The sequence below is a fragment of the Agromyces sp. NPDC055661 genome (assembly GCF_053618135.1).
The window spans coordinates 790,594-810,700 of record NZ_JBSHHC010000001.1; the positions used below are offsets into that span (position 1 = coordinate 790,594).

Below are 20,107 nucleotides of genomic sequence, written 5' to 3' on the forward strand. Positions count from 1 at the left end.
AGGGTTGACGCACGTTCGGTGCCACGGGAGATTTGGGGTGGACGTGGAGGGAGCACATCATGGGCATTCTCGCGGTCGACCTCTTCATCACCCTCGACGGGGTCTACCAGGCGCCCGGCGGCCCCGACGAGGACCGCGAGGGCGGCTTCGAATTCGGCGGCTGGCAGGGGCCGTACTTCGACGACGAGTCGGGCGCGGTGATCGGCGCCGGCATCGACCGGATCGACGCGCTCCTGCTCGGGCGCAAGACGTACGACATCTTCGCCGGCTTCTGGCCCGAGCAGAGCGCCGACGACCCCATCGCCGCCAAGTTCAACGCCGTGCCGAAGCTCGTCGCCTCGCACACCCTCACCGACCCGTCGTGGACCGGCACGACGGTGATCACGGATGTCGCGAACGAGGTGCGCGCCGCCAAGGAGCGCTTCGACGAGATCCACGTCATCGGCAGCGGCGACCTCGTCGACTCGCTGCTCGCGGCGAACCTCGTCGACCGGCTCAACCTGTACGTGTATCCGCTCACGCTCGGCAGTGGCAAGCGCCTCTTCGGCACGGCCACGATCCCGGCGGCGTTCTCGCTCGTGCAGCAGCCGATCACGTTCCCGAAGGGCGCGATCGCCCTCGTCTACGAGCACACGGGCGAGCCGGTCACGGGTGTCGACATCTCCCAGCTCGACTCCCCGGTCGTCGAGTAGCGCGTCGCGAAGGGGCACGCCCCGGTCGTCGGAAATGCATGAGATCACGCCTGCTGGGCGCGCAGGGGCGACCTTCGGCCGGAATCTCATGCATTTCCGGACTGGCGACGCAAGTCGGGGGCGGGGCCGCCTCGCGGCATCCGCTGCTCAGATCTCGGTGTGCCCCAGTTCGGGCGCGGCAAGCGTGCGCAGCACCGGTTCGGCGATGGTCTCGAACTCGAGCACCGCCACCTCGTTGCGCCCGGCGCGCGTGACCGGCGCCGGCACGATGAGCGTGCGCTGCGGCCCGCGCCGCCAGTAGCGCCCGAGCAGGAAGCTGTTCACCCAAACGAGGCCCTTGCCCCAGTGCAGCGTGTCGACGAACAGGTCGGCGGGCGCATCGAGCTCGAACTCGCCCCAGGCGAGGGTCGGCCCGGCGATGAATCCGTCGGCGCGACCATGGGCGGCCAGCTCGGGGACGCGGTCGAGGTCGACCGGGCGCACCGACCAGTCGGCGAGTTCGACGCCGTCGAGCGCCACCCCGCCGATGAGGCCCTTGTGCTCGCCGAGGCGCGCGCCGTAGTTCACCCGGCCCTGGTCCTCGACGACGATCACGAGTTCGCCTCGAGCGTCGGGCAGCACGACCGCGCGCTCGTGCGCGTCGCGCGACATGACGCCGACCGGAACGCCGTCGAGCAGCACCCAGGCACGGTCGCGCACCTCCTCGCCGACCGTGAGCACGCCGGCCCCGCCGCGGGTCAGCCGCGTCGCGAAGAGCACGACGCCGCGATCGTGGCCGAGCTCGTCGAACGTCGGGATCCGCCCGTGGCGCGACTCGTCGCCGAGCCGGGCCGCGACCTCGAGCACCGACGGCCCGACGCGCAGCGGCGCCACGACCTCGGGCGCCTCGGGGCGCGGCTCGGGCAGCTCGTCGGGCACGTCGGCGTACTTCGCGATCACGTCGCGGAACGCCCAGTACTTCTCGGTGGGATGCCCCGCCTCGTCGAGCGGCGCGTCGTAGTCGTAGCTCGTGGTGATGGGCGCGTAGCGTCCCTTGTCGTTCGCCCCGCTCGTGAGGCCGAAGTTGGTGCCGCCGTGGAACATGTAGACGTTCACGGACCCGCCCGCCGCGAGCAGCGCGTCGAGCTCGGCGGCGGAGGCCGCGGCATCCGTCGTGTGGTGGTGCGAGCCCCAGTCGTCGAACCAGCCGCACCAGAACTCCATGCACATCAGCGGACCGGTCGGCTGGAACTCGCGGAGCGTCTCGAGGCGCTCGGGCACGCGCGAGCCGAACGAGCCCGTGAGGTGCAGGCCGGGCAGGCTGCCGTCGGCGAGCATCTGCGGGGTCGGCTGGTCGATCGTCGTGAGGGGTACGGAGATGCCGGCCTCACGGGTCACTCGGACGAGCTCGGCGAGGTAGGCCTTGTCGCTGCCGTAGGCGCCGTACTCGTTCTCGATCTGCACGAGGATGACCGGGCCGCCCGCGTCGACCTGACGCGGCGCGACGATCTCGTACACCCGACGGAGATAGTCGCTGACGGCCGCGACGTAGTGCGGCTCGGACCGGCGCACGCCGACCTCGGGGTCGCGGAACAGCCACGCGGGCAAGCCGCCGTTGTCCCACTCGGCGCAGATGTACGGGCCGGGACGCACGATCGCGTGCATGCCCTCGGCCGCGACGAGGTCGAGGAACCGCCCGAGGTCGAGGTCGCCGTCGGCGCGCCACTCTCCGCGGTGCGGCTCGTGCTGGTTCCACGCGACGTACGTCTCGATCGCGTTGAGGCCCATGAGCCGGGCCTTGCGGATGCGGTCGGCCCACAGGTCGGGGTGCACGCGGAAGTAGTGCAGCGCGCCCGCGAGGATGCGGTGCGGCCGGCCGTCGAGCTCGAAGTCGGTCGTGCCGATGGCGAAGCGGGACACTGCGGTCACGTGGGTCGTTCTTTCTGGTCGTGGTGGTTCATGGTGCGGGGCCGGCCGGAGTGCCCGACCGGCCCCGTCGTGCGCTCGGCTACTCGCCGACGGTGAAGCCCTGCTCGTTGCCGTAGTCGACGAGCTGGCGCTGCCACTCGGCGAGGCCGTCGTTCAGGTCGGCCTTGTTCGCGTAGGACTGTCCGACGGTGTCGCCGAAGATGCTGTTCGCGTACACCTGGTACGGCAGGTACGACCAGCCCTTCGAGACGTCCTTCGATGCCTGCGTGAGCACCTCGTTGATCTTCTGGCCGCCGAAGTAGTCCGACTCGAGGGAGAGGAACTCGGGGTCGTCGAGCTCGGCCGTCGTCGACGGGAAGCCGCCGCTCTGCAGGAACACGTCGATCGACGCGGGGTCGCTGTTCAGCCAGCGCAGGAACGCCGCCGCGAGCGCCGGGTTCTTCGACTGCTTCGTGACCGACTGGCCGCCGCCGCCGTTCTCCGCCGTGACGGGCGTGCCGTCGTAGGTCGGGATCGGCGCGACGCGCCAGTCGCCCGCCGCGTCCGCGACGCTCGACTCGAGCACGCCGGGCATCCAGGCGCCCGTCACGAGCGTGGCGATCGAGCCGTCGCCGAGGCCCTTGTACCACTCGTCGCTCCAGCCCGGGGTCGTCGAGAGGAGGTCCTCCTCGACGAGCTGGTTCCAGACGCCGGTCCACTTCCGGGTGCCCTCGTCGGCGAGGTCGATCGTCACGTCGGTGCCGTCGATCGCGAACGGACGGCCGCCCGCCTGCCAGATCATGCTCGTCGTGAAGCCCGCGTCGCCGGTGTCCGACGTGATGTACTTCGTCGGGTCGGCCGCGTGCAGCTGGCGCGCGGCCTCGACGTACTCGTCCCAGGTGGTCGGGACGGCGATGCCGTACTGGTCGAAGACGGCCTTGTTGTAGAACAGCGCCATGGGGCCGGAGTCCTGCGGGAGGCCGACGAGCTTGCCGTCGACGTTCACGGCGCCCCAGGTGGAGGCGCTGTACTGGTCCTCGAGGTCGCCGAGGCCGTAGTCGCCGAGGTCGACGAGCGCGTCGGAGAGGGCGAACTGCGGCAGGGCGTAGTACTCGATCTGCACGACGTCGGGTGCGCCCGAGCCGGCCTTGATCGCGTTCTGGAGCTTCGTGTACTCCTCGGTGTTCGTGCCCGCGTTGACGAGCTCGACGTCGACCTTCGGGTACGCCTTCTCGAACGCGGCGACCTGCGCCTCGGCGCTGGGGGTCCAGCTCCAGTACGTGAGCTTGCCGCCGGCCTCGAGGGCGGCGTCGAGGTCGTCGGCGCTGCCGCCGGCCGAGGTGCTGCCGCCACCCGACGAGCAGGCGGCGAGCGCGCCGATCGCGAGCGCGGCGGCCGCGATCGTCAGGGTCCGCCGGACGGCGGGACGGGGGATGGCCATGTGATGCTTCCCTTCACTTCGTTGTGCCATGTGATCCGGGGCAGGACGCTCCGGTCGAGCGGGATGTGGGGCGAGGTCGGTCATGCGGTGCCGCTCGGTCACTGCTTGACGCTCCCGGCGCTGAGCCCCGACTGCCAGAACCGCTGCAGGCCGAGGAACGCGACGATGATGGGGATGATCGTGAGCAGGGAGCCCGTGATCACCAGGTTGTAGATGGGCTGCGCGCTGACGCCCGTGGCCTGCGCGCTCCACTGGTTGAGGCCGACCGTGAGCGGGTACCAGGTCGGGTCGCTCAGCATGATCAGCGGCAGGAAGTAGTTGTTCCAGGTCGCGACGACCGTGAACAGCAGCACGGTCACGATGCCGGGCGCGAGCAGGCGGATCGAGATCGTGAAGAACGTGCGGAACTCCCCCGCCCCGTCCATGCGCGCCGCCTCGAGGATCTCGGTCGGCACCGAGTCGACCGCGTAGACCCAGATCAGGTAGAGGCCGAACGGGCTGATGAGCGACGGGATGATGATCGCCCACGGCGTGTTCGTGAGGCCGAGCTGGCTGAACATGAGGAACGTCGGCACGGCCAGTGCGGTGCCCGGCACGGCGATCGCGCCGAGCACGACCGCGAAGATCGCGCGGCGGCCGGCGAAGCGGAACTTCGCGAGGCCGTAGCCGGCCAGCGTGGCGAGCAGCGTCGCGCCGCCGGCGCCGAGGACCACGTAGAGCAGCGTGTTGCCGAACCAGCGCAGGAAGATGCCGTCGCGGTAGGTCAGCGTCTCCCAGATGTTCTGGAACAGCACGAACTCGTCGCCGAACGAGAGGCCGAAGCTCGAGAACAGCCCGGCCTGCGTCTTCGTGGCGTTGATCACGAGCCAGGCCAGCGGCAGCAGGCTGTAGATCACGAGGATCGACATCATGAGCGTGAAGGCCACCGACTTGCGGGGTCGCAGCGAGCTGCGACGGCGGGTCGGGCGGCCGGGTCGTGCGCCGCGTGCGGTTCGCGCGCTCGAGGCGACGGCGGTGGGGGCGACGGATGCCTCGGGGCGGACGGTGCCCGCGGCATCCGTGCCCCGGGTCTCAGCGGTGGTGCTCATCGCTCCTCCTTCCGCGAACCGCGGAGTTGGACGACGTAGGCGATGACCGCGGTGATGACGCCCATGACGATCGCGACGGTGGCCGAGTAGTTGTACTGCTGGCCGTTGAACGAGAGGTTGTAGGCGTACATGTTCGGCGTGAAGTACGTCGTGATGATGTTGGGTGCGAGGGTGCGCAGGATGTTCGGCTCGTTGAAGAGCTGGAAGCTGCCGATGATCGAGAAGATCGTGGCGATGACGATCGCACCGCGGAGCGCGGGCAGCTTGATGCCGGTGACGACGCGGATCGGGCCGGCGCCGTCGAGCTCGGCCGCCTCGTAGAGGTCGGTCGGGATGACCCGGAGCGCCGAGTAGAAGATCAGCATGTTGTAGCCGACGAACTCCCAGGTCACGATGTTGCCGATCGAGACGAGGATCCACTCGCGGGCGAACGGCGTGAGCACGTCGGACCCGAGCCAGTCGTTGATGTTCGCCGCGAGGCCGAAGTTGTCGCCGTAGATGAAGCCCCACATGAGCACGGCCACGACCGCGGGCACCGCGTAGGGCAGGAAGATCACGATGCGGAAGAAGCCCGACGCGTGCAGGCGGGCGCTGTCGATGGCGAGCGCCGCGACGAGCGCGAGGCCCAGCATGATCGGCACCTGCACGAGGAGGAAGAGCGCCACCCGGCCGAAGCCCTCCCAGAACTGCGGGTCGGTGAACAGCTCGAAGTAGTTGTCGAGGCCGACGAACGCGTTACCGCCGACGAGCTGCTCGCGGTAGAGGCTGAGGTAGGCCGAATAGGCGACGGGCGCGATGAAGACGAGCAGGAACACGATGAGGAAGGGAGCGGTGAACGCCAGGCCCTTCCACTCGCTGCGGGCTCGGGATCGGATGCGCGGGGCCTCTGGGGCCGGGGCACCACGTGGCGGTGCCGGTGCGGACGTCGCTGTCATCGAATACTTCCAATCGCGGGCATGTTCACGTCAACATGCGGTGGAGCCACGATAGCATGTTGACGTGAACATGCAAGCCACGGGGCATGATGTAGTCACGAAGGAGCACCGATGACGACCGTCACCACCCCAGCGCAGGCCGCGCCCGGCCGACGACGCGGACCGTCCATGGCCGACGTCGCCCGCGAGGCGAACGTGTCGGGCCAGACGGTCTCCCGCGTGTCCAACGGACGCGACAACGTCGACCCCGAGACGCGCGAGCGCGTGCTCGAGGCCATGCGCAAGCTCGGCTACCGGCCGAACAGCGCCGCCCGCGCGCTCCGGTCGGGCCGGTTCCACAGCATCGGCGTCATCATGTTCACGCTCTCGAGCTTCGGCAACATGCGCACGCTCGATGCCATCGCGGTCGCGGCGGCCGACGCCGGCTACTCGATCACGCTCATCCCCGTGCCGCATCCGACGCAGGGCGAGGTCTCGGTCGCGTTCGACCGGCTCAGCGAGGAGGCCGTCGACGGCGTCATCATCATCGTCGAGGCGCACCTCCTCGACGAGAACGACGTGGTGCTGCCCGCCGGGCTGCCCGTCGTGGTGGTCGACTCGACCGCGCGCGACCGCTACCCCGTCGTCGACACCGACCAGGCGCACGGCGCCCGCCTCGCGACCGAGCACCTGCTCGACCTCGGCCATCGCACGGTGTGGCACGTCGCCGGCCCCGAGCGCTCGTACTCGGCCACGCACCGGCGCGAGTCGTGGGAGGCGACGCTCCGCGCGCACGGCGCCGACGTGCCGCCCGTGCTCGTGGGCGACTGGTCGAGCGAGTCCGGCCACGAGCTGGGGCTCGAGCTCGCGCAGAACGCCGAGGTCACCGCGGTGTTCGCCGCCAACGACCAGATGGCGCTCGGCGTGCTGCGCGCGATGCACGAGACCGGCCGGGCGGTGCCCGGCGAGGTGAGCGTCGTCGGCTTCGACGACATGGAGGAGTCGCGCAGCTTCTGGCCGCCGCTCACGACCGTGCGCCAGTTCTTCGGCGAGGTCGGCCGCAGGTCGGTCGAGGCGCTGCTGCACGAGGTCGAGTCCGGCGAGCGCGACGACAGCACGCTCGTCGCGACCGAGCTCGTCGTGCGCGAGAGCTCGGCGGCGCCTCGGGGCTGACTCGCGCGAGCGGGCGAGCGCGCCGCATCCGCTCAGCCGCGGTGCTGGCGAGCGCGCGGCATCCGCTCAGCCGCGGTGCTGCCGAGCGCGGGGCATCCGCCGCTCGGGCTCGCCCCCGACGCGCCCGACCCCTCGGGCTGTGCCGCAACCGCCGCGCCCGTCTGCACTCACGAAATGCATGAGAATCCAGCGGATGCCCCGTGCTGGGCGCCCACGTCGCGGATTCTCATGCATTTCGGGGCCGGCCCGAGCCCGACGGGCTCGACGCGCTCACGGACCCGGCCCGAGAACCCGGACCACGCGCCCGCCGCAGGCAGCCCGAAGGGCGGCCGCCGCGGCTGCGACGACCGCCCCTCGAGGCGCCGGGATCAGGGCTTGGCGGAGTTCGCCGCCAGGATCCGCTGCGACGGCGTCTCGGCGGTCGCCGAAGCGACCCCGTCCGCCGAGACCGTCACGCGCACGCTGAGCAGCTTGCCGGCGTCGTTCGTGACCGGGGTGTACGTGGCCTCCGTCGCACCCGAGATCGGCAGGCCGTTGCGGAACCACTGGTAGGCGATCTCGCCGTCGACCGGGTTCAGCGAGCCGACCGCCGACGACGGCGTGCCCACGCGCGGACGGTCGGCGAGCGCGAGTCCGTCGATCACCGCGTGGCGGCGGATCGTCACGGAGTACTCCGCGCGTGCCGTGCCGTCGGCCGAGGTGACGACCACGGTCCCGACGCCGCCGTTCGCGGTGGTCGGCTGCGTGACCCGCACGGTCGCGGCCCGGTCGACCGCGATCGCGTCGACCGCCGGCAGTCGCCCGCCGTCGACGTCGACCGTGTAGGCGCGCTTCGCCGGGTCGAACCCGCCGAGCGTCACCCCGTCGAGGCGCAGCACCGCGAGGTCGGCCACCGCGGCGGGCGCCGGCACCGCCTCGGAGACCTCGACCTCCGACACGATGAGGTGCGTGTTCGCGTAGGCGTTCATGATCACGCGCACGCCCGTCGCCGTCACCGGCGCGAACTCGGCGATCACCGTCGGCGCGCTGCCGTCGGCCGGGGACCCGACCGGCTTGAACGAGTCCCAGCCGGGAGCCGGGACCCATGCGCCATCCGTGCCGCGCACCTGCACCTGCATGGTCTGCGCCCAGCTCGTCGTGCCGTCGCGGTAGAACTGCACCGACACGCGCTGCACCTGGTGCGCCGCCGCGTACTGGTAGGTCAGCGTGGACTGCGTCGGCTTGTTCGACGCCACCCAGTTCGACCAGCCCTTGTCGCCGAGCACGCCGTTGCGCGTGCGGTCGGCGGGGTAGCCCGACTCGGTGGAGCTCGCCGAGGCCGTCGTGCCGGCGTCGGGGTTGAAGTTCCGCAGCGTCCCCGCGGTGACGAGCACCGAGAGCGTCGCGGGCAGCGAGGCACCGTCGGCGGATGCCGCGCCGGACACCCGCACGACGCCGACCTGGCCGAACGCGGCATCCGCCACGCCGGTCCAGTCCCACGTCACGGGCACGTCGAACGCGTTCTCGGACGCCCCGACCCGTGCCGGCACGTTCGCCGGCGCCGCGGCCTGCGCGGCGGCGAGCGAGGCGCCCGCGGCCACCGTGATCGACACCGGGTCGGACGCCGTGAGCCCGCCGACGTCGACGAGGGCCGTCACCGCGACCTGCTGGCCGAACACGTCGGTCGCGGTGCCGGGCACCTCGACGCGACCGGTCGTCGCCCACGCGCCCTCGGCGGGCAGCTGCCACGCGACGGAGACCGGGACGCCGGCGCCCCACGCATAGCGCGGCACGATCGTCTCGGGCAGCACGGGCGCGACGCCCGCCTGCGTGCGGGCGGCGACCGTCTGGCCGGCGAGCGGTGCGAGGTCGCGCGGATCCCACGCCTGGTTGGTGCCGCCGTTGGAGCCGTACACGCCGACCGTCGCGCCGTTCGTCGTCGACTGCCCGTTCACGTCGAGCGCGAGTCCGAGCTGCTCGTTGACGAGCGAGTACGAGCGGCCGTCGGTCGTGTTCACGATCCAGCGGGTCGCGGCGTTGCCGCCTGCGGCATCGACGCCAACGGTGCGCAGGTCGGTGCCGGCGCTCGTCGCGCCGAGCACGCGTCCGTCGGATGCCTCGAGCACCACGCGTCGCGTGGCCTCGCGCTCGCCCGCCGCCACCTCGTGCACGGTCCATGCCTGCGGCGTCGCCGCCGCGGCATCCGTCGCCAGGTTGCGGATCGTGGTGGCCGCACCCGTCGTGCCGGCGCTCAGCGCCTTGCCGCTCTGCGCGCCGACGAACTGGTAGCGGTGGCCGTCGCGGAGCGCGGGGGCATCCGCCGAGACGCCCGAGACGCCGTCGATGACGAACGTGGTCACCGACTTGGCCGGCACGGTCAGCGTCGCGGTGCGCGCCTCGCGGTCGATCGCCACCGCGGTGCCCGTCACGAGCGAGTTCGAGGTCGGGTCGGCGGCGGAGGTCGCCTGCGTGGTCGTGACCGGCGTGACCGTGGCGCCCTCGGCGATGTCGCCGAAGTTCGACAGGTCGATGGTGACCTGGCGCTCGGATGCCGCGGTGTTGCTGTGCACGATCGTCGCACCGGTGCCGTCACCGCGGATCGCCGCCGTGCTCGACGTGTCGTCGACCGCGATGAGGTGGTCGCCCTCGTGGATGTACTTCGTGAAGTTGCGGATGGTGTTGAACTTCGAGTTGATCGAGACCCCGCACTCGCCGACCTTCGTCGAGTCGCCACCGGCGGCGGCCACGCGACGCGCCGACTTCCAGACGGTGCCGGCCGACTCCTGGTACGGCGTGCAGTCGAGGTCGATGAAGATCGAGCCCCAGTTCGAGTTCTCCGCCTGCGGCTCCATGTTGTAGAGGTCCTCGACGGGCTGCCAGAGCACCCACGCCTTCGGCTCGAGCTCGCGCAGGTCGTCCTGGATGCGGCTCGCGAGGCCGAGGCCGTTCTCGATGCTGAGGGGGTTGTTCCCGCTCACCCAGTTGCCCTCGATCTCGCTCATCCAGAGGTCGGTGTCGGCCTGCTTGGCGAGGTCGCGCACGGTGAGCCGACCCGACGTGCCGTAGGTGTGCACGTTCATGCGGTCGACCTTGGCGCGCGACGCGGCCGGGTACGCGGCCCAGTTCGTCGCGAACGTGGTCGGGTTCGTCTCGTCCATGGCGGCGAGGCCCGCGTCGGTCGTCGTGGCGGGGTCGTCGAGCTCGGCGCGCACGGCGTCCACGAGCGGCACCTGCCGTGCGGGGCCGACGTGCATGCCCTCCTGGCGGCCGCCGACCGGCTTGCCGTTGCTCAGCGTCGTGCCCCAGTAGTTGGTGTTCGGCTCGTTGAACGGGTCGATGGTGTCGACGTCGATGCCGTACTCGTCCTCGAGGTGCTCGGTGACCTTGACCAGGTAGGTCGCGAACTGCGCCTGCGCGGCGGGCTTCAGCTGCTCGGAGGAGGCGTTGAATCCGCCCGAGACGTAGCCGCTCTCGGTCATGAAGTACGGCGCGGAGTTCGCGAAGGTCTCCCAGTGCGTGATCTGGTCGTCGGCGGCGAGCCGCTCGACCCACCAGCGCTGCGTCTCGTCGGCGTCCCAGTCGTAGGATGCGGGGTCGTCGGCGTTCCACGCGGCGAGCAGCGCGTTCCGGTCGGCGTACTTCGTGGAGACGCCGCCGTACGTGCCGGCGTCGCCGCTGGGGTTCGCCGTCCACCAGCCCTCGACCGCGCCGCCCGGACGCAGGTAGTCCTGCACGTCCGACGCGTTGCCGCCGCCGATGTTGTAGCGCGCGATGTTCAGGTCGAGGCCGTCCTCGCCGAAGACCGCCTGGTAGAGCTCCTCGCGGAGTTCCGCGGGGTAGCCGCCGGTCGCGTTCGCGAACCAGACCAGGCTGGTGCCCCAGCCCTCGAACGCCTCACCCGCGTAGGCGGGATTGGGGGTGATGGTGGTGCCGTCCGCAGCGGAGGCCGGGGCCGCCGCGGCGATCGGCACTGCCAGCAGTGCACCGGTGAGTGCGGCGCTCGTGGTGAGCGCGGTGAGTCGTCGTCTGCCATGAGACATCGTCATTGACGTCGTCCTCTTTCGCCGTCGAAGTGTGGTGGTGCGGGCGTGTTGACGTCAACACGCTCGGGCACGACGATACATGTTGACGTCAACATTGGGAAGTGTGTGACGTGAAGGGCCGGCCCGTGCACGATTTCGCCGCTCGCCGCAATGGGTTCCGCCGTCACGCGTGCGGCGAGAGGATCGGACGAACCGGGATGGGAGGACGCATCGTGGTGCGAGAGGTGTGGCTCGCCCGGCACGGGGAGAGCATGGGCAACGTCGCCGCGTCGAGGGCGGAGGCGGAAGGACTCGAGGTCATCGCGCTGGAGCCCCGGGATGCCGATGTGCCGCTGTCGCCGGTCGGCGTGGAGCAGGCTGAAGCGCTCGGCCGATGGCTGCGGCCCCGGCTGCCGGAGTTCGACTCGTGCTGGACCTCGCCCTATGTGCGTGCCCGCCAGTCGCTCGAGGTCGCGATGGGAGCCCAGGTCGCGGCGCCGGTCGTGTTCGCCGACGAGCGACTCCGCGATCGCGAGCTCGGCGTGCTCGACCTCCTCACCCGCGCCGGCGTGCAGGCGCGGGTCCCGACCGAGTTCGAGCGCCGGCGCCACCTGGGCAAGTTCTACCACCGGCCACCGGGCGGCGAGTCGTGGGCGGATGTCGCCCTGCGACTGCGCTCGTTCTTCCGCGATTTCGGCGACACCGCCGGTGACCGGGCGTTCGTGATGGCGCACGATGCCGTGGTGATGGTGTCGCTGTACGTGCTCCTCGGATGGAGTGAAGGGGAACTGCTGGAGTTCGCGCAGGCGAACGTCGTCGGCAACGCCTCGATCACGCAGCTCGAACACGCCGACGGCCGGTTCCGACTGGTGGGGTTCGGCATGGTCGAGCACTTGCGCGCCGAGGGCGCGGCGGTGACGCTGCATCCGGGAGACGCGGATGTCACGCCGACGTGAGCCGGCACCTGTCGACGCGGCCCTGCTGCGCGACTGGCCGCTGCCCGCGCCCGGCGGCTCGAAGGACGCGCGTGGGCGGGTCGTGGTCGTCGGCGGCTCGGCGCGGACACCGGGCGCCGTCGTGCTCGGGGGCCTCGCTGCGCTCCGCGTCGGAGCCGGTCGACTCACCCTCGTGGTGCCCGAGTCGATCGCCGGGCGCGTGGCGATCGCCGTGCCTGAGGCGGGGGTCGTCGCGCTGGCCGACGGTCGCGGCGCCGTGCTGGCCGATGACGCATGCGACGAGCTGGAGTCCGCCGACGCCGTGGTCGTGGGCCCCGGCTTCGTCGAGCCCGGGATCGCGCTCCGCGCCGTCGCCGAGGTCTGCGAGGGGATCGCGGCGCACACCGGTCTCGTCCTGGACGCGTTCGCGCTCGGCGTGCTTCCCGATCTCGACGACCTGGTGTTACCGGCCGAGACGGTCCTCACTCCGAACCTCGAGGAGGCGGGGATCCTCCTCGGCCGCGACGTCGACGACGCACGAGCCGCCGTCGCCGAGATCGCCGGCCGCTACGGTGCCTCGGTCACCTGCTACGGGGAGATCGCCGACGAGGACGGCGGCAGCTGGAGCGTCGGGGCGGGAGGTCCCGGCCTCGGCACGTCGGGCAGCGGCGACGTGCTCGCGGGTGCGGTCGCCGGGCTGCTCGCGCGAGGGGCGGATGCCGCGCAGGCCGCCGTCTGGGGGACGTTCGCCCATGCGACGTCGGGTGATCGGCTGGCCGCTCGGATCGCCCCGGTGGGGTTCCTGGCGCGCGAGCTCTGCGATGAGCTCCCGCGCGCGCTGGCCGCGGTCGGCTGACCGCCGATCCGGCCGGCCGTCGCTCGCCCGCTCAGCCCGCCCCGGCGGGAGCCTCCGCGCCCCGCCCCCGCGGATCCGCCGCGCAGGCGGGGACGCCACCCTCGAGGCCGACGCGGAACGCCTCGCCGCGCTCCGCCGCGTCACCGTGGTCGCCGGGCGCGGTCCACGGCTCGGGGTCGCCGTGCGACGCGAGTGCGTCCGCGGCACGCTCGAGCTCCGCGTCGTCCCACGTCATCGCGTCGGACGCGGCGAGCCCGGCCAGCGCCGCGCCCGCGAAGCAGTCGGCCTGGAGCTCGAGGGCGGTCCAGTGCCCGGTGAAGCCGGTCTGGAACTGCACGACGTGCCCCCACTCGTGCGCGACGATGGCCGCGAGCGGACCCTCGCCGGCCGCCCACGCCGGCCGCATGAGCTGCTCGTCCCAGACGACGCTGTCGTCGGCGAGGCAGAACACCGCGTTGTCCGACGGGATCAGTTCGCCCGCGCACATTACCGGCGCATCCTGCGCTGCGCTGTCGAAGGACCAGACGTTCCACGGCGACCGAAACTCCCCCGCGTACGACTCCACGTACGACTCGGCCCAGAACGCGTCGACCGCCTGCAGGTCGCGCTGCACCTCCGACTCGATGACGCTCCAGTCGACGGATGCCGCGGTCGCCGTGTCGCGGGCGACGGGGGCCGCGGGGGCGGTGCAGGCGGCGAGCGCGAGCGCGACGAGGAGTGCGGGGGCGCAGCGCGCCGCCCGCAGGGCGGTTCGGGTCATGGCCAGACGATAGCCGACGTTCGCGGGACGCGGTCCACTCGACGGCGCGCCGCGTCGCCCGTACTGTGGCGCCATGGACCTCCAACTCGACGGCACGACGGCGATCGTCACGGGAGCCGGCAAGGGCATCGGGCTCGCGACCGCCCGAGCGCTGCTGCGAGAGGGAGCGCGGGTCATCGGAGTCTCGCGATCCGCGACCGACGACGTCGAGGCACTGCTGGCAGACTCCGGGTTCCGGTTCCTCGAAGCCGACCTCTCCCAGCCGGACGCCGCAGGGCGCGTTCTCGACACGCTCGAGGGCCCGCTCGGCATCCTCGTGAACAACGTCGGCTTCGCCCCGGTGCGCCCTCGTGGATTCGCCACGATCGACGACTCGGACTGGCAGCAGACCTTCGAAGTCAACCTCCTCTCGACCGTGCGGATGTGTCGTGCAGCGCTCCCGCGCATGGGGTCGGGCGGAGCGATCGTCAACGTGGCGTCGGAGAACTCGAAGCTGCCCGACCCGCTGGTCATGGATTACAGTGCGGCGAAGGCGGGAGTGCTGAGCTTCTCGAAAGCCCTGTCGAAGGAGGTCGGACCCGACGGCATCCGAGTCAACACCGTGAGCCCCGGTCCAGTTGCGACCGACCTCTGGCTCGGTGCCGACGGGGTGGCGCAGACGGTGGCCCGGGAGACGGGCGCGGCGGCCGCGGACGTGGAGCGCGGTGCCGCCAGCGGGATGGTCACCGGACGCTTCACTCGACCCGAGGAGGTCGCCGACCTCATCGCCGTGCTGGCGAGCCCCCGGTTCGCCAACCTGACCGGCGCCGACATCGTCATCGACGGCGGGATGCGCACGACCATCTGATCGGGCCGCGGTTCGCGACGTCGACCCGCCTACCCGCGCAGCAGCCCGCGCAGCGTCTGGATCGTGTCGGCGTCTTCAGGCCGCTTGTCGTCGCGGTAGTGCTTGACGCGCGCGAAGCGCAGCGCGATGCCGCCCGGATACCGCGTCGACCGCTGCACGCCGTCGATCGCGATCTCGACGACGGTGGTCGGCGCCACCCACACGGTGTTGGCCGTGCGGCGCACCTCGATCTCCTGGAAGTACTCGGTCTGCCAGCGCAGCAGCTCGTCGGTGAGGCCCTTGAACGTCTTGCCGACCATGACGTAGTCGCCGGGCTCTCCGAACTCCCCGGTCGGGTCGAGTGCACCGAGGTGCAGGTTCGACAGCCAGCCAGTGCGGCGACCGGAGCCCCACTCGCAGGCGAGCACCACGAGGTCGTACGTGTGCACGGGCTTGACCTTGATCCAGCTCGAGCCGCGGCGGCCCGCGGCATACGGCGACCCGATCGCCTTGACGACGACGCCCTCCTGGCCGGCGGCGAGCGCGTCGCGCGACACCCGCTCGGCGACCTCGGGATCGGAGGTGACCTCGCCGGGGATGCGGTGGCCCGCGGCCACGCGCTCGAGCTCGGCGATGCGCGTGGCGAGCGGCTCGTCGAGCAGGTCGCGCCCGTCGACGTGCAGCACGTCGAAGAACCACGGATGCAGCAGCGTCTCGCGTGCGGCATCCGCACCGAAGCGCGACATCGTCTCCTGGAACGGGCGTGGCGCGCCCTCTTCGTCGAGCGAGAGCGTCTCGCCGTCGAGGATGACGTCGCGCACCGGCATCCGTCGCACGACCTCGACGACCTCGGGGAGCCGGTGCGTGATGTCGGCGAGGTTGCGCGTGAAGACGCGCACGTCGTCGCCCGAGCGGTGCACCTGGATGCGCGCGCCGTCGAGCTTGTACTCCACGGATGCCTCGCCCGTCGTCGCGAGCGCCGCCGACGCCGTGGCGGCGGTCGCCGCCAGCATCGGCAGCACCGGCCGGCCCACCTCGAGGCCGACGGACTCGAGCTCCTGCTCGCTGCCCGTGAGCGCGAGTCGCGCCGTCTCGCCGAGGTCGCCTGAGAGCATGGCGGCGCGCCGGACGACGTCGCCCGGGCGCTGCGCGGCCCGCGCGATCGCGTCGGTCACGACGCCCTCGAGCGCGCCGGTGCGCATCTCGCCGAGGAGCACCCGGGCGAGGAAGCCCTGCTCGCGCTCGGTTGCCCGCGACGTCAGGTCGCGCAGGTCGCGCGTGCGCTCGGCCGCCGAACCGCTGCCCGCGGTGGCGCCGAGGCGATCGAGCAGCGCGTCGAGGTCGCCGACCGTGAGCGACGGCTCGGCGGCGGGCTTGCCCATCACGTTGGCGACGCTGCGCCAGCCCACGCCGACGCGACCCTGCCGTGGCTTGCCGACGAGGAACCCGATCGCCGGGGCGATCTCGTCGGGCTCGAGCCGCACGAGGAGCGCGGCGAGCGCATCGACCTTGGCCAGCCGGGAGCGCGTGGCGGCGACGGTGTCGGACGTGGTGACGAGCTCATCGAGCAGCACGGGCCCAGTCTCGCACCGTCCGCCGACACTGACGCCCGGCTATCCCTGCTCCGCGTCCATCCCCATCGCGACCGTCCCGTCGGAGAGCACCGGCGAGATGAGCCCGAACACGTTGTGGTCGGGGTCGAGCAGGTACCCGCCCCGGCCGATGCCGGGCCAGTCCGCTGCGGCCAGGGCCTGGGTCGCCCCCAGCTCGATGCCCCGGCGCATGAGGCCGTCGACGTCGTCGACGCCCACCACGAAGTTGGCGCCGTTGACCGGCGCGCCGATCTCGGGTGCTGGACCCTCGCGCTTCGTGAGCCCGCCGTTGATGCCCATGCCGGGCTGGCCGGCGACGTTGCCGATGGAGCCCTCGCCCGTGTCGATCACCCAATACGTGTCGCCGTACTGGGTGAAGCTCCATCCCAGCAGCTCGGAGTAGAAGTCGACGAGCCGCTGCGGCTCGGTCGCGTGGATCTCGAAGTGCACGACGAGGTTCGCCATGGTGATGCCTCCTTGGATCGTCGGATGCCGCACACGGTACGCCGCACCGGCGACATCCACACATGCGCGCGAACGACTCGCCCGGCGTGGCGTGGGCGGAACGCGGCGTCGAGGGCGACCCGAGCGCTACGCTGGCGCCGCACCCGCGGCATCCGCATCCACCAAGAGGAGACCCATGACCACCGCAACCAGCGAAGTCCCACTCTCGCAGCCGCTGTACGGCGCGTCCTTCGGACAGTCCATCAGCCGGTTCTTCACGAAGTACGCCACGTTCACCGGTCGCGCGAGCCGCAGCGAGTTCTGGTGGTGGTTCCTCGTGAACGCCATCGTGGGCATCATCATCTACGGCATCACCTACGGCATCGGCATCTCGGGCGCCGTGGTCGACGACCAGGGCGTCCTCGTCCTCGGTCCGGCCTACTGGATCGGCCTCGTCCTGGCGATCGCCTGGGGACTGGGCACGATCGTCCCGTGGCTGGCGCTCTGCTGGCGCCGCCTGCACGACACCAACCGTCCCGGTCCGTTCTACTTCCTCGGACTCATCCCCTTCGTCGGCGGCATCATCCTGATCATCTTCCTGGCCCTCCCGACCGACCCCGCCGGGGCCCGCTTCGACGCATGACCCCTCGCGGCGGCCGGTGCGTCACACGCCCGGCCGCCGCGTGACGGGTACACGACGCGATCGGCATCGAGCGTGCCGGGCGTCCCGCTCGACTTGACTTCGGGGCCGAAGCACGACTGCAATATATTGCATACCGCTTCCCAGCGCTCGCGCCGAGCGCCCCACCTCGCTGCGCGACTACGCCTATCGCGAGCTGCGCGACGCGATCGTCAGCGGCCAGCTGGCACCCGGCGAGCGGCTGCGCGACCCCGAGCTCGAGGCGTGGCTGGGCGTGAGCCGCACGCCGATCCGCGAGGCGATCGCACGGCTCGAGACCGCCGGGCTCGTGCACACCCGCCGCGCGAAGCAGACGGTCGTCGCCCCGCTCGACACGCGCACGGCGCTCGCGGCGCAGCGCATCGCCGCGAGCCTGCACGAGCTCGCCGTGCGCGAGGCCGTGCCGCAGCTCACCGAGGCCGACCTCGACGCCATGCGCGACGCGAACGCCGAGTTCGCGCACGCCCTCCGCGACGACGACATCGGCGCCGCGATCGTCGCCGACGACGAGTTCCACGACGTCGCTGTGCGGGCGAGCGCGAACCCGCTGCTGCCCGGGCTGCTCGAGCAGGTCACGCCGCTCCTGCGCCGACTGGAGCGCGCCCGGTTCGGGTCGCTCGCCGGGCGCGGGTCCGTGGGCGACCACGATCGCATCATCGAACTCTGCGCCGCCGGACTCGCCGACGAGGCCGGCGCCGCCGCACGCGAGAACTGGTCGACCCTCGGCCGGTTGCTCCACCTCGACGACGATGACGAGGCCGTCGACGACGCGATCGCGGGCGAGCCCGCGGCCGCCGTCACCCCCACCCCCTGAAGGAGAGAACCATGGCCCTCGCCGACTTCCCCCGTCACCGGCTGACGTTCGGGCCGAGCCCGATCCACCCCGTCGACCGGCTCAGCGCCCACCTCGGCGGCGCCCGCGTCTGGATGAAGCGCGAGGACGTGAACAGCGGCCTCGCGTTCGGCGGCAACAAGACGCGCAAGCTCGAGTACCTCGTGCCCGACGCCCTCGCGAAGGGCGCCGACACGCTCGTCTCGATCGGCGGCGTGCAGTCCAACCACACCCGCCAGGTCGCGGCCGTCGCCGCCCACCTCGGCATGAAGGCCGTGCTCGTGCAGGAGCACTGGGTCGACTGGCCCGACTCGGTGAACGACCGCGTCGGCAACATCCTGCTCTCGCGGCTCATGGGCGCCGACGTGCGCCTCTCCCCCGCGGGCTTCAGCATCGGCTTCCGCGAGTCGTGGAAGCAGGCGATCGCCGACGTCGAGGAGGCCGGCGGCACGCCGTACGCGATCCCGGCCGGGGCATCCGACCACCCGCTCGGCGGCCTCGGCTTCGCGAACTGGGCGCACGAGGTCGCCGCGCAGGAGGAGGCGCTCGGCGTGTTCTTCGACACCGTCGTGGTGTGCTCGGTCACGGGCTCCACGCACGCCGGCATGATCGCCGGCTTCGCCGACCTCGAGCAGAACTTCGGCGGCCGTCCGCGTCGCGTCATCGGCATCGACGCCTCGGCGAAGATCGACGAGACCCGCGACCAGGTCGCGCGCATCGCGCGCAACACGGCCGAGCTCATCGGCCTCGGACGCGAGGTGCGCGACGACGAGGTCACCGTGCTCGAGGGCTGGGCGGGCGACTACTACGGCATCCCGGTGGAGTCGACCGACGAGGCGATGCGGCTCACCGGCAGCCTCGAGGGCGTCATCATCGACCCCGTGTACGAGGGCAAGTCGATGGCGGGCCTCATCGAGCTCGTGTCGACGGGCACCATCGCGAAGGACTCGAACGTGCTCTACGCCCACCTCGGCGGGCAGCCCGCGCTCAACGCCTACAGCGGCCGCTACCACTGACGGATGCCGCGGGCGCCCACGCGGCGGCGCCCTGAGCCTGTCGAAGGGATGCCACGCGCCCGTGTCGGTGGCCGGGCGTAGCATCGCGGCATGGCGAAGCCCAACCCCGAGCGAGCCCGAGCCGTCGAACGGCTCGCCGACGTCGGCAGCGACCTGCTCGCAACGCCCGACGTCGCGATGACGCGCATGTTCGGCTCCGAGGCGCTGTCGGTGCGCGGCAAGTTGTTCGCGTTCGCGTCCAACGCCGGCGACCTCGTCGTGAAGCTGTCCGAGCAGCGCGTCGACGAGCTCGGCCTCGACAACATGGTCATGCGCGGCCGGCCGATGCGCGAGTGGGCGGTCGTGCCCTACGACGCGGGCCCCGAGCGCTGGCGCGCGATCCTGGGCGAGGCGCACGGCTTCGTCGACGAGATCACGCCCGCCTGACGCACTGCGAGTCCCCGCCGGACCGCGCGTCGAGGTCCGGTCGCCCGACGTGGCCGAGGCGGCTGTTCCGGCCGGCTGCGAGGATGGACGCGTGACCGACGGCATCCGCTTCTCCTCCGACCCCGCCGACCTCGACCGCTCCCTCGTGCATGAATGGCTGTCCGAGCACGCGTACTGGGCGCTCGGCCGACCGCAGGACGTGCAGGATGCCGCGATCGACGGCTCACGCAACTACGGCGCGTACGACGCGGTGACGGGCGAGCAGCTCGGCTACGCCCGCGTCGTCACCGACGGCGCGACGTTCGCCTGGCTGTGCGACGTCATCGTCGACCCCGGTGCCCGCGGACACCGAGTCGGCGTGGGGCTCGTCGGGTTCGTGATGGACGACCTCGAGCCGCTGGGCCTGAAGCGCATCGCACTCGCGACGGGCGACGCGCACGGCCTGTACGAGCGATTCGGGTTCACGCCGCTCCCGAAGCCCGAGCAGTGGATGCTGCGCGAGTCCGCCCAGCCGACGACCTGACCGATTCAGCGGGGTGACGCGC

General features: G+C 71.7%; 18 protein-coding genes. 10 read left to right on the top strand and 8 right to left on the bottom strand.

Features of this window, described 5'->3' with window-relative positions:
* The first annotated feature begins 59 nt into the window (after window positions 1-59).
* Entirely contained in the window at window positions 60-692 is a 633-nt protein-coding gene (locus tag ACWGO8_RS03560; protein ID WP_452041751.1) for a dihydrofolate reductase family protein, read from the top strand.
* A gap of 147 nt (window positions 693-839) precedes the next feature.
* On the opposite strand, the gene ACWGO8_RS03565 is transcribed toward ACWGO8_RS03560, so the two are convergent.
* From ACWGO8_RS03565 to ACWGO8_RS03580, 4 genes are all read right to left on the bottom strand, one after another.
* Entirely contained in the window at window positions 840-2,591 is a 1,752-nt protein-coding gene (locus ACWGO8_RS03565) for a glycoside hydrolase family 35 protein (protein ID WP_452043514.1), read from the bottom strand.
* A gap of 88 nt (window positions 2,592-2,679) precedes the next feature.
* Window positions 2,680-4,020, bottom strand: coding sequence for an ABC transporter substrate-binding protein (locus tag ACWGO8_RS03570; protein ID WP_452041752.1), 1,341 nt, complete (start codon window positions 4,018-4,020; stop codon window positions 2,680-2,682).
* A 98-nt stretch (window positions 4,021-4,118) separates the two neighbouring features.
* On the bottom strand, window positions 4,119-5,108 hold the full coding sequence (locus ACWGO8_RS03575; RefSeq protein ID WP_452041753.1) for a carbohydrate ABC transporter permease: 990 nt from the start codon (window positions 5,106-5,108) through the stop codon (window positions 4,119-4,121).
* Window positions 5,105-6,043 carry a carbohydrate ABC transporter permease gene (locus ACWGO8_RS03580; RefSeq protein WP_452041754.1) on the bottom strand — a complete coding sequence of 313 codons (939 nt, stop codon included), beginning with the start codon at window positions 6,041-6,043 and terminating at the stop codon, window positions 5,105-5,107. Before ACWGO8_RS03580 ends, ACWGO8_RS03575 begins: the two co-directional genes overlap by 4 nt.
* 111 nt (window positions 6,044-6,154) lie before the next feature.
* Here ACWGO8_RS03580 and ACWGO8_RS03585 point away from each other — a divergent pair, with 111 nt between their 5' ends.
* Entirely contained in the window at window positions 6,155-7,195 is a 1,041-nt protein-coding gene (locus ACWGO8_RS03585; RefSeq protein WP_452041755.1) for a LacI family DNA-binding transcriptional regulator, read from the top strand.
* A 368-nt stretch (window positions 7,196-7,563) separates the two neighbouring features.
* Here the strand turns inward: ACWGO8_RS03585 and ACWGO8_RS03590 are convergent, their stop codons facing one another.
* Complete coding sequence (locus ACWGO8_RS03590; protein WP_452041756.1) at window positions 7,564-11,220, bottom strand: RICIN domain-containing protein; 3,657 nt, start codon at window positions 11,218-11,220, stop codon at window positions 7,564-7,566.
* 194 nt (window positions 11,221-11,414) lie between these two features.
* On the opposite strand from ACWGO8_RS03590, the gene ACWGO8_RS03595 reads away from it, so the two are divergent.
* The gene (locus tag ACWGO8_RS03595) at window positions 11,415-12,152 is read left to right on the top strand and encodes a histidine phosphatase family protein (protein ID WP_452041757.1); all 738 of its coding nucleotides are present in this window, start codon (window positions 11,415-11,417) and stop codon (window positions 12,150-12,152) included.
* On the top strand, window positions 12,136-12,987 hold the full coding sequence (locus tag ACWGO8_RS03600; RefSeq protein ID WP_452041758.1) for an NAD(P)H-hydrate dehydratase: 852 nt from the start codon (window positions 12,136-12,138) through the stop codon (window positions 12,985-12,987). The genes ACWGO8_RS03595 and ACWGO8_RS03600 overlap by 17 nt, the downstream gene beginning before the upstream one ends.
* A gap of 31 nt (window positions 12,988-13,018) precedes the next feature.
* Here ACWGO8_RS03600 and ACWGO8_RS03605 read toward each other — a convergent pair whose 3' ends face one another.
* Window positions 13,019-13,747, bottom strand: coding sequence for a hypothetical protein (locus ACWGO8_RS03605; RefSeq protein WP_452041759.1), 729 nt, complete (start codon window positions 13,745-13,747; stop codon window positions 13,019-13,021).
* A gap of 73 nt (window positions 13,748-13,820) precedes the next feature.
* On the opposite strand from ACWGO8_RS03605, the gene ACWGO8_RS03610 reads away from it, so the two are divergent.
* Window positions 13,821-14,594, top strand: coding sequence for an SDR family NAD(P)-dependent oxidoreductase (locus ACWGO8_RS03610; protein WP_452041760.1), 774 nt, complete (start codon window positions 13,821-13,823; stop codon window positions 14,592-14,594).
* A 29-nt stretch (window positions 14,595-14,623) separates the two neighbouring features.
* Here ACWGO8_RS03610 and ACWGO8_RS03615 read toward each other — a convergent pair whose 3' ends face one another.
* Window positions 14,624-16,147, bottom strand: a complete 1,524-nt coding sequence (locus tag ACWGO8_RS03615) for an ATP-dependent DNA ligase (RefSeq protein ID WP_452041761.1) — start codon at window positions 16,145-16,147, stop codon at window positions 14,624-14,626.
* Between the two features lie 39 nt (window positions 16,148-16,186).
* Window positions 16,187-16,630, bottom strand: a complete 444-nt coding sequence (locus ACWGO8_RS03620) for a VOC family protein (protein ID WP_452041762.1) — start codon at window positions 16,628-16,630, stop codon at window positions 16,187-16,189.
* Window positions 16,631-16,805: 175 nt separating this feature from the next.
* Between ACWGO8_RS03620 and ACWGO8_RS03625 the strand changes: the two genes are divergently transcribed.
* From ACWGO8_RS03625 to ACWGO8_RS03645, 5 genes are all read left to right on the top strand, one after another.
* Entirely contained in the window at window positions 16,806-17,252 is a 447-nt protein-coding gene (locus ACWGO8_RS03625; protein ID WP_452041763.1) for a DUF805 domain-containing protein, read from the top strand.
* A 169-nt stretch (window positions 17,253-17,421) separates the two neighbouring features.
* The gene (locus tag ACWGO8_RS03630) at window positions 17,422-18,102 is read left to right on the top strand and encodes a GntR family transcriptional regulator (RefSeq protein ID WP_452043515.1); all 681 of its coding nucleotides are present in this window, start codon (window positions 17,422-17,424) and stop codon (window positions 18,100-18,102) included.
* Between the two features lie 11 nt (window positions 18,103-18,113).
* The gene (locus ACWGO8_RS03635; RefSeq protein ID WP_452041764.1) at window positions 18,114-19,136 is read left to right on the top strand and encodes a 1-aminocyclopropane-1-carboxylate deaminase; all 1,023 of its coding nucleotides are present in this window, start codon (window positions 18,114-18,116) and stop codon (window positions 19,134-19,136) included.
* Between the two features lie 90 nt (window positions 19,137-19,226).
* Window positions 19,227-19,562, top strand: coding sequence for a hypothetical protein (locus ACWGO8_RS03640; RefSeq protein ID WP_452041765.1), 336 nt, complete (start codon window positions 19,227-19,229; stop codon window positions 19,560-19,562).
* A gap of 91 nt (window positions 19,563-19,653) precedes the next feature.
* Window positions 19,654-20,085: a GNAT family N-acetyltransferase gene (locus ACWGO8_RS03645; RefSeq protein WP_452041766.1), complete on the top strand. Its 432-nt coding sequence runs from the start codon at window positions 19,654-19,656 to the stop codon at window positions 20,083-20,085.
* Window positions 20,086-20,107 lie beyond the last annotated feature (22 nt).

Excerpts from the sequence above, each read along its gene's own strand:
- ACWGO8_RS03590 (WP_452041756.1), bottom strand. The coding sequence starts at position 11,220 with ATGACGATGTCTCATGGCAGACGACGACTCACCGCGCTCACCACGAGC.
- ACWGO8_RS03640 (WP_452041765.1), top strand. The coding sequence starts at position 19,227 with ATGGCGAAGCCCAACCCCGAGCGAGCCCGAGCCGTCGAACGGCTCGCC.
- ACWGO8_RS03605 (WP_452041759.1), bottom strand. The coding sequence starts at position 13,747 with ATGACCCGAACCGCCCTGCGGGCGGCGCGCTGCGCCCCCGCACTCCTC.
- ACWGO8_RS03610 (WP_452041760.1), top strand. The coding sequence starts at position 13,821 with ATGGACCTCCAACTCGACGGCACGACGGCGATCGTCACGGGAGCCGGC.
- ACWGO8_RS03570 (WP_452041752.1), bottom strand. The coding sequence starts at position 4,020 with ATGGCCATCCCCCGTCCCGCCGTCCGGCGGACCCTGACGATCGCGGCC.
- ACWGO8_RS03575 (WP_452041753.1), bottom strand. The coding sequence starts at position 5,108 with ATGAGCACCACCGCTGAGACCCGGGGCACGGATGCCGCGGGCACCGTC.
- ACWGO8_RS03600 (WP_452041758.1), top strand. The coding sequence starts at position 12,136 with ATGTCACGCCGACGTGAGCCGGCACCTGTCGACGCGGCCCTGCTGCGC.
- ACWGO8_RS03625 (WP_452041763.1), top strand. The coding sequence starts at position 16,806 with ATGACCACCGCAACCAGCGAAGTCCCACTCTCGCAGCCGCTGTACGGC.
- ACWGO8_RS03580 (WP_452041754.1), bottom strand. The coding sequence starts at position 6,043 with ATGACAGCGACGTCCGCACCGGCACCGCCACGTGGTGCCCCGGCCCCA.
- ACWGO8_RS03635 (WP_452041764.1), top strand. The coding sequence starts at position 18,114 with ATGGCCCTCGCCGACTTCCCCCGTCACCGGCTGACGTTCGGGCCGAGC.
- ACWGO8_RS03620 (WP_452041762.1), bottom strand. The coding sequence starts at position 16,630 with ATGGCGAACCTCGTCGTGCACTTCGAGATCCACGCGACCGAGCCGCAG.
- ACWGO8_RS03560 (WP_452041751.1), top strand. The coding sequence starts at position 60 with ATGGGCATTCTCGCGGTCGACCTCTTCATCACCCTCGACGGGGTCTAC.
- ACWGO8_RS03595 (WP_452041757.1), top strand. The coding sequence starts at position 11,415 with ATGGGAGGACGCATCGTGGTGCGAGAGGTGTGGCTCGCCCGGCACGGG.
- ACWGO8_RS03585 (WP_452041755.1), top strand. The coding sequence starts at position 6,155 with ATGACGACCGTCACCACCCCAGCGCAGGCCGCGCCCGGCCGACGACGC.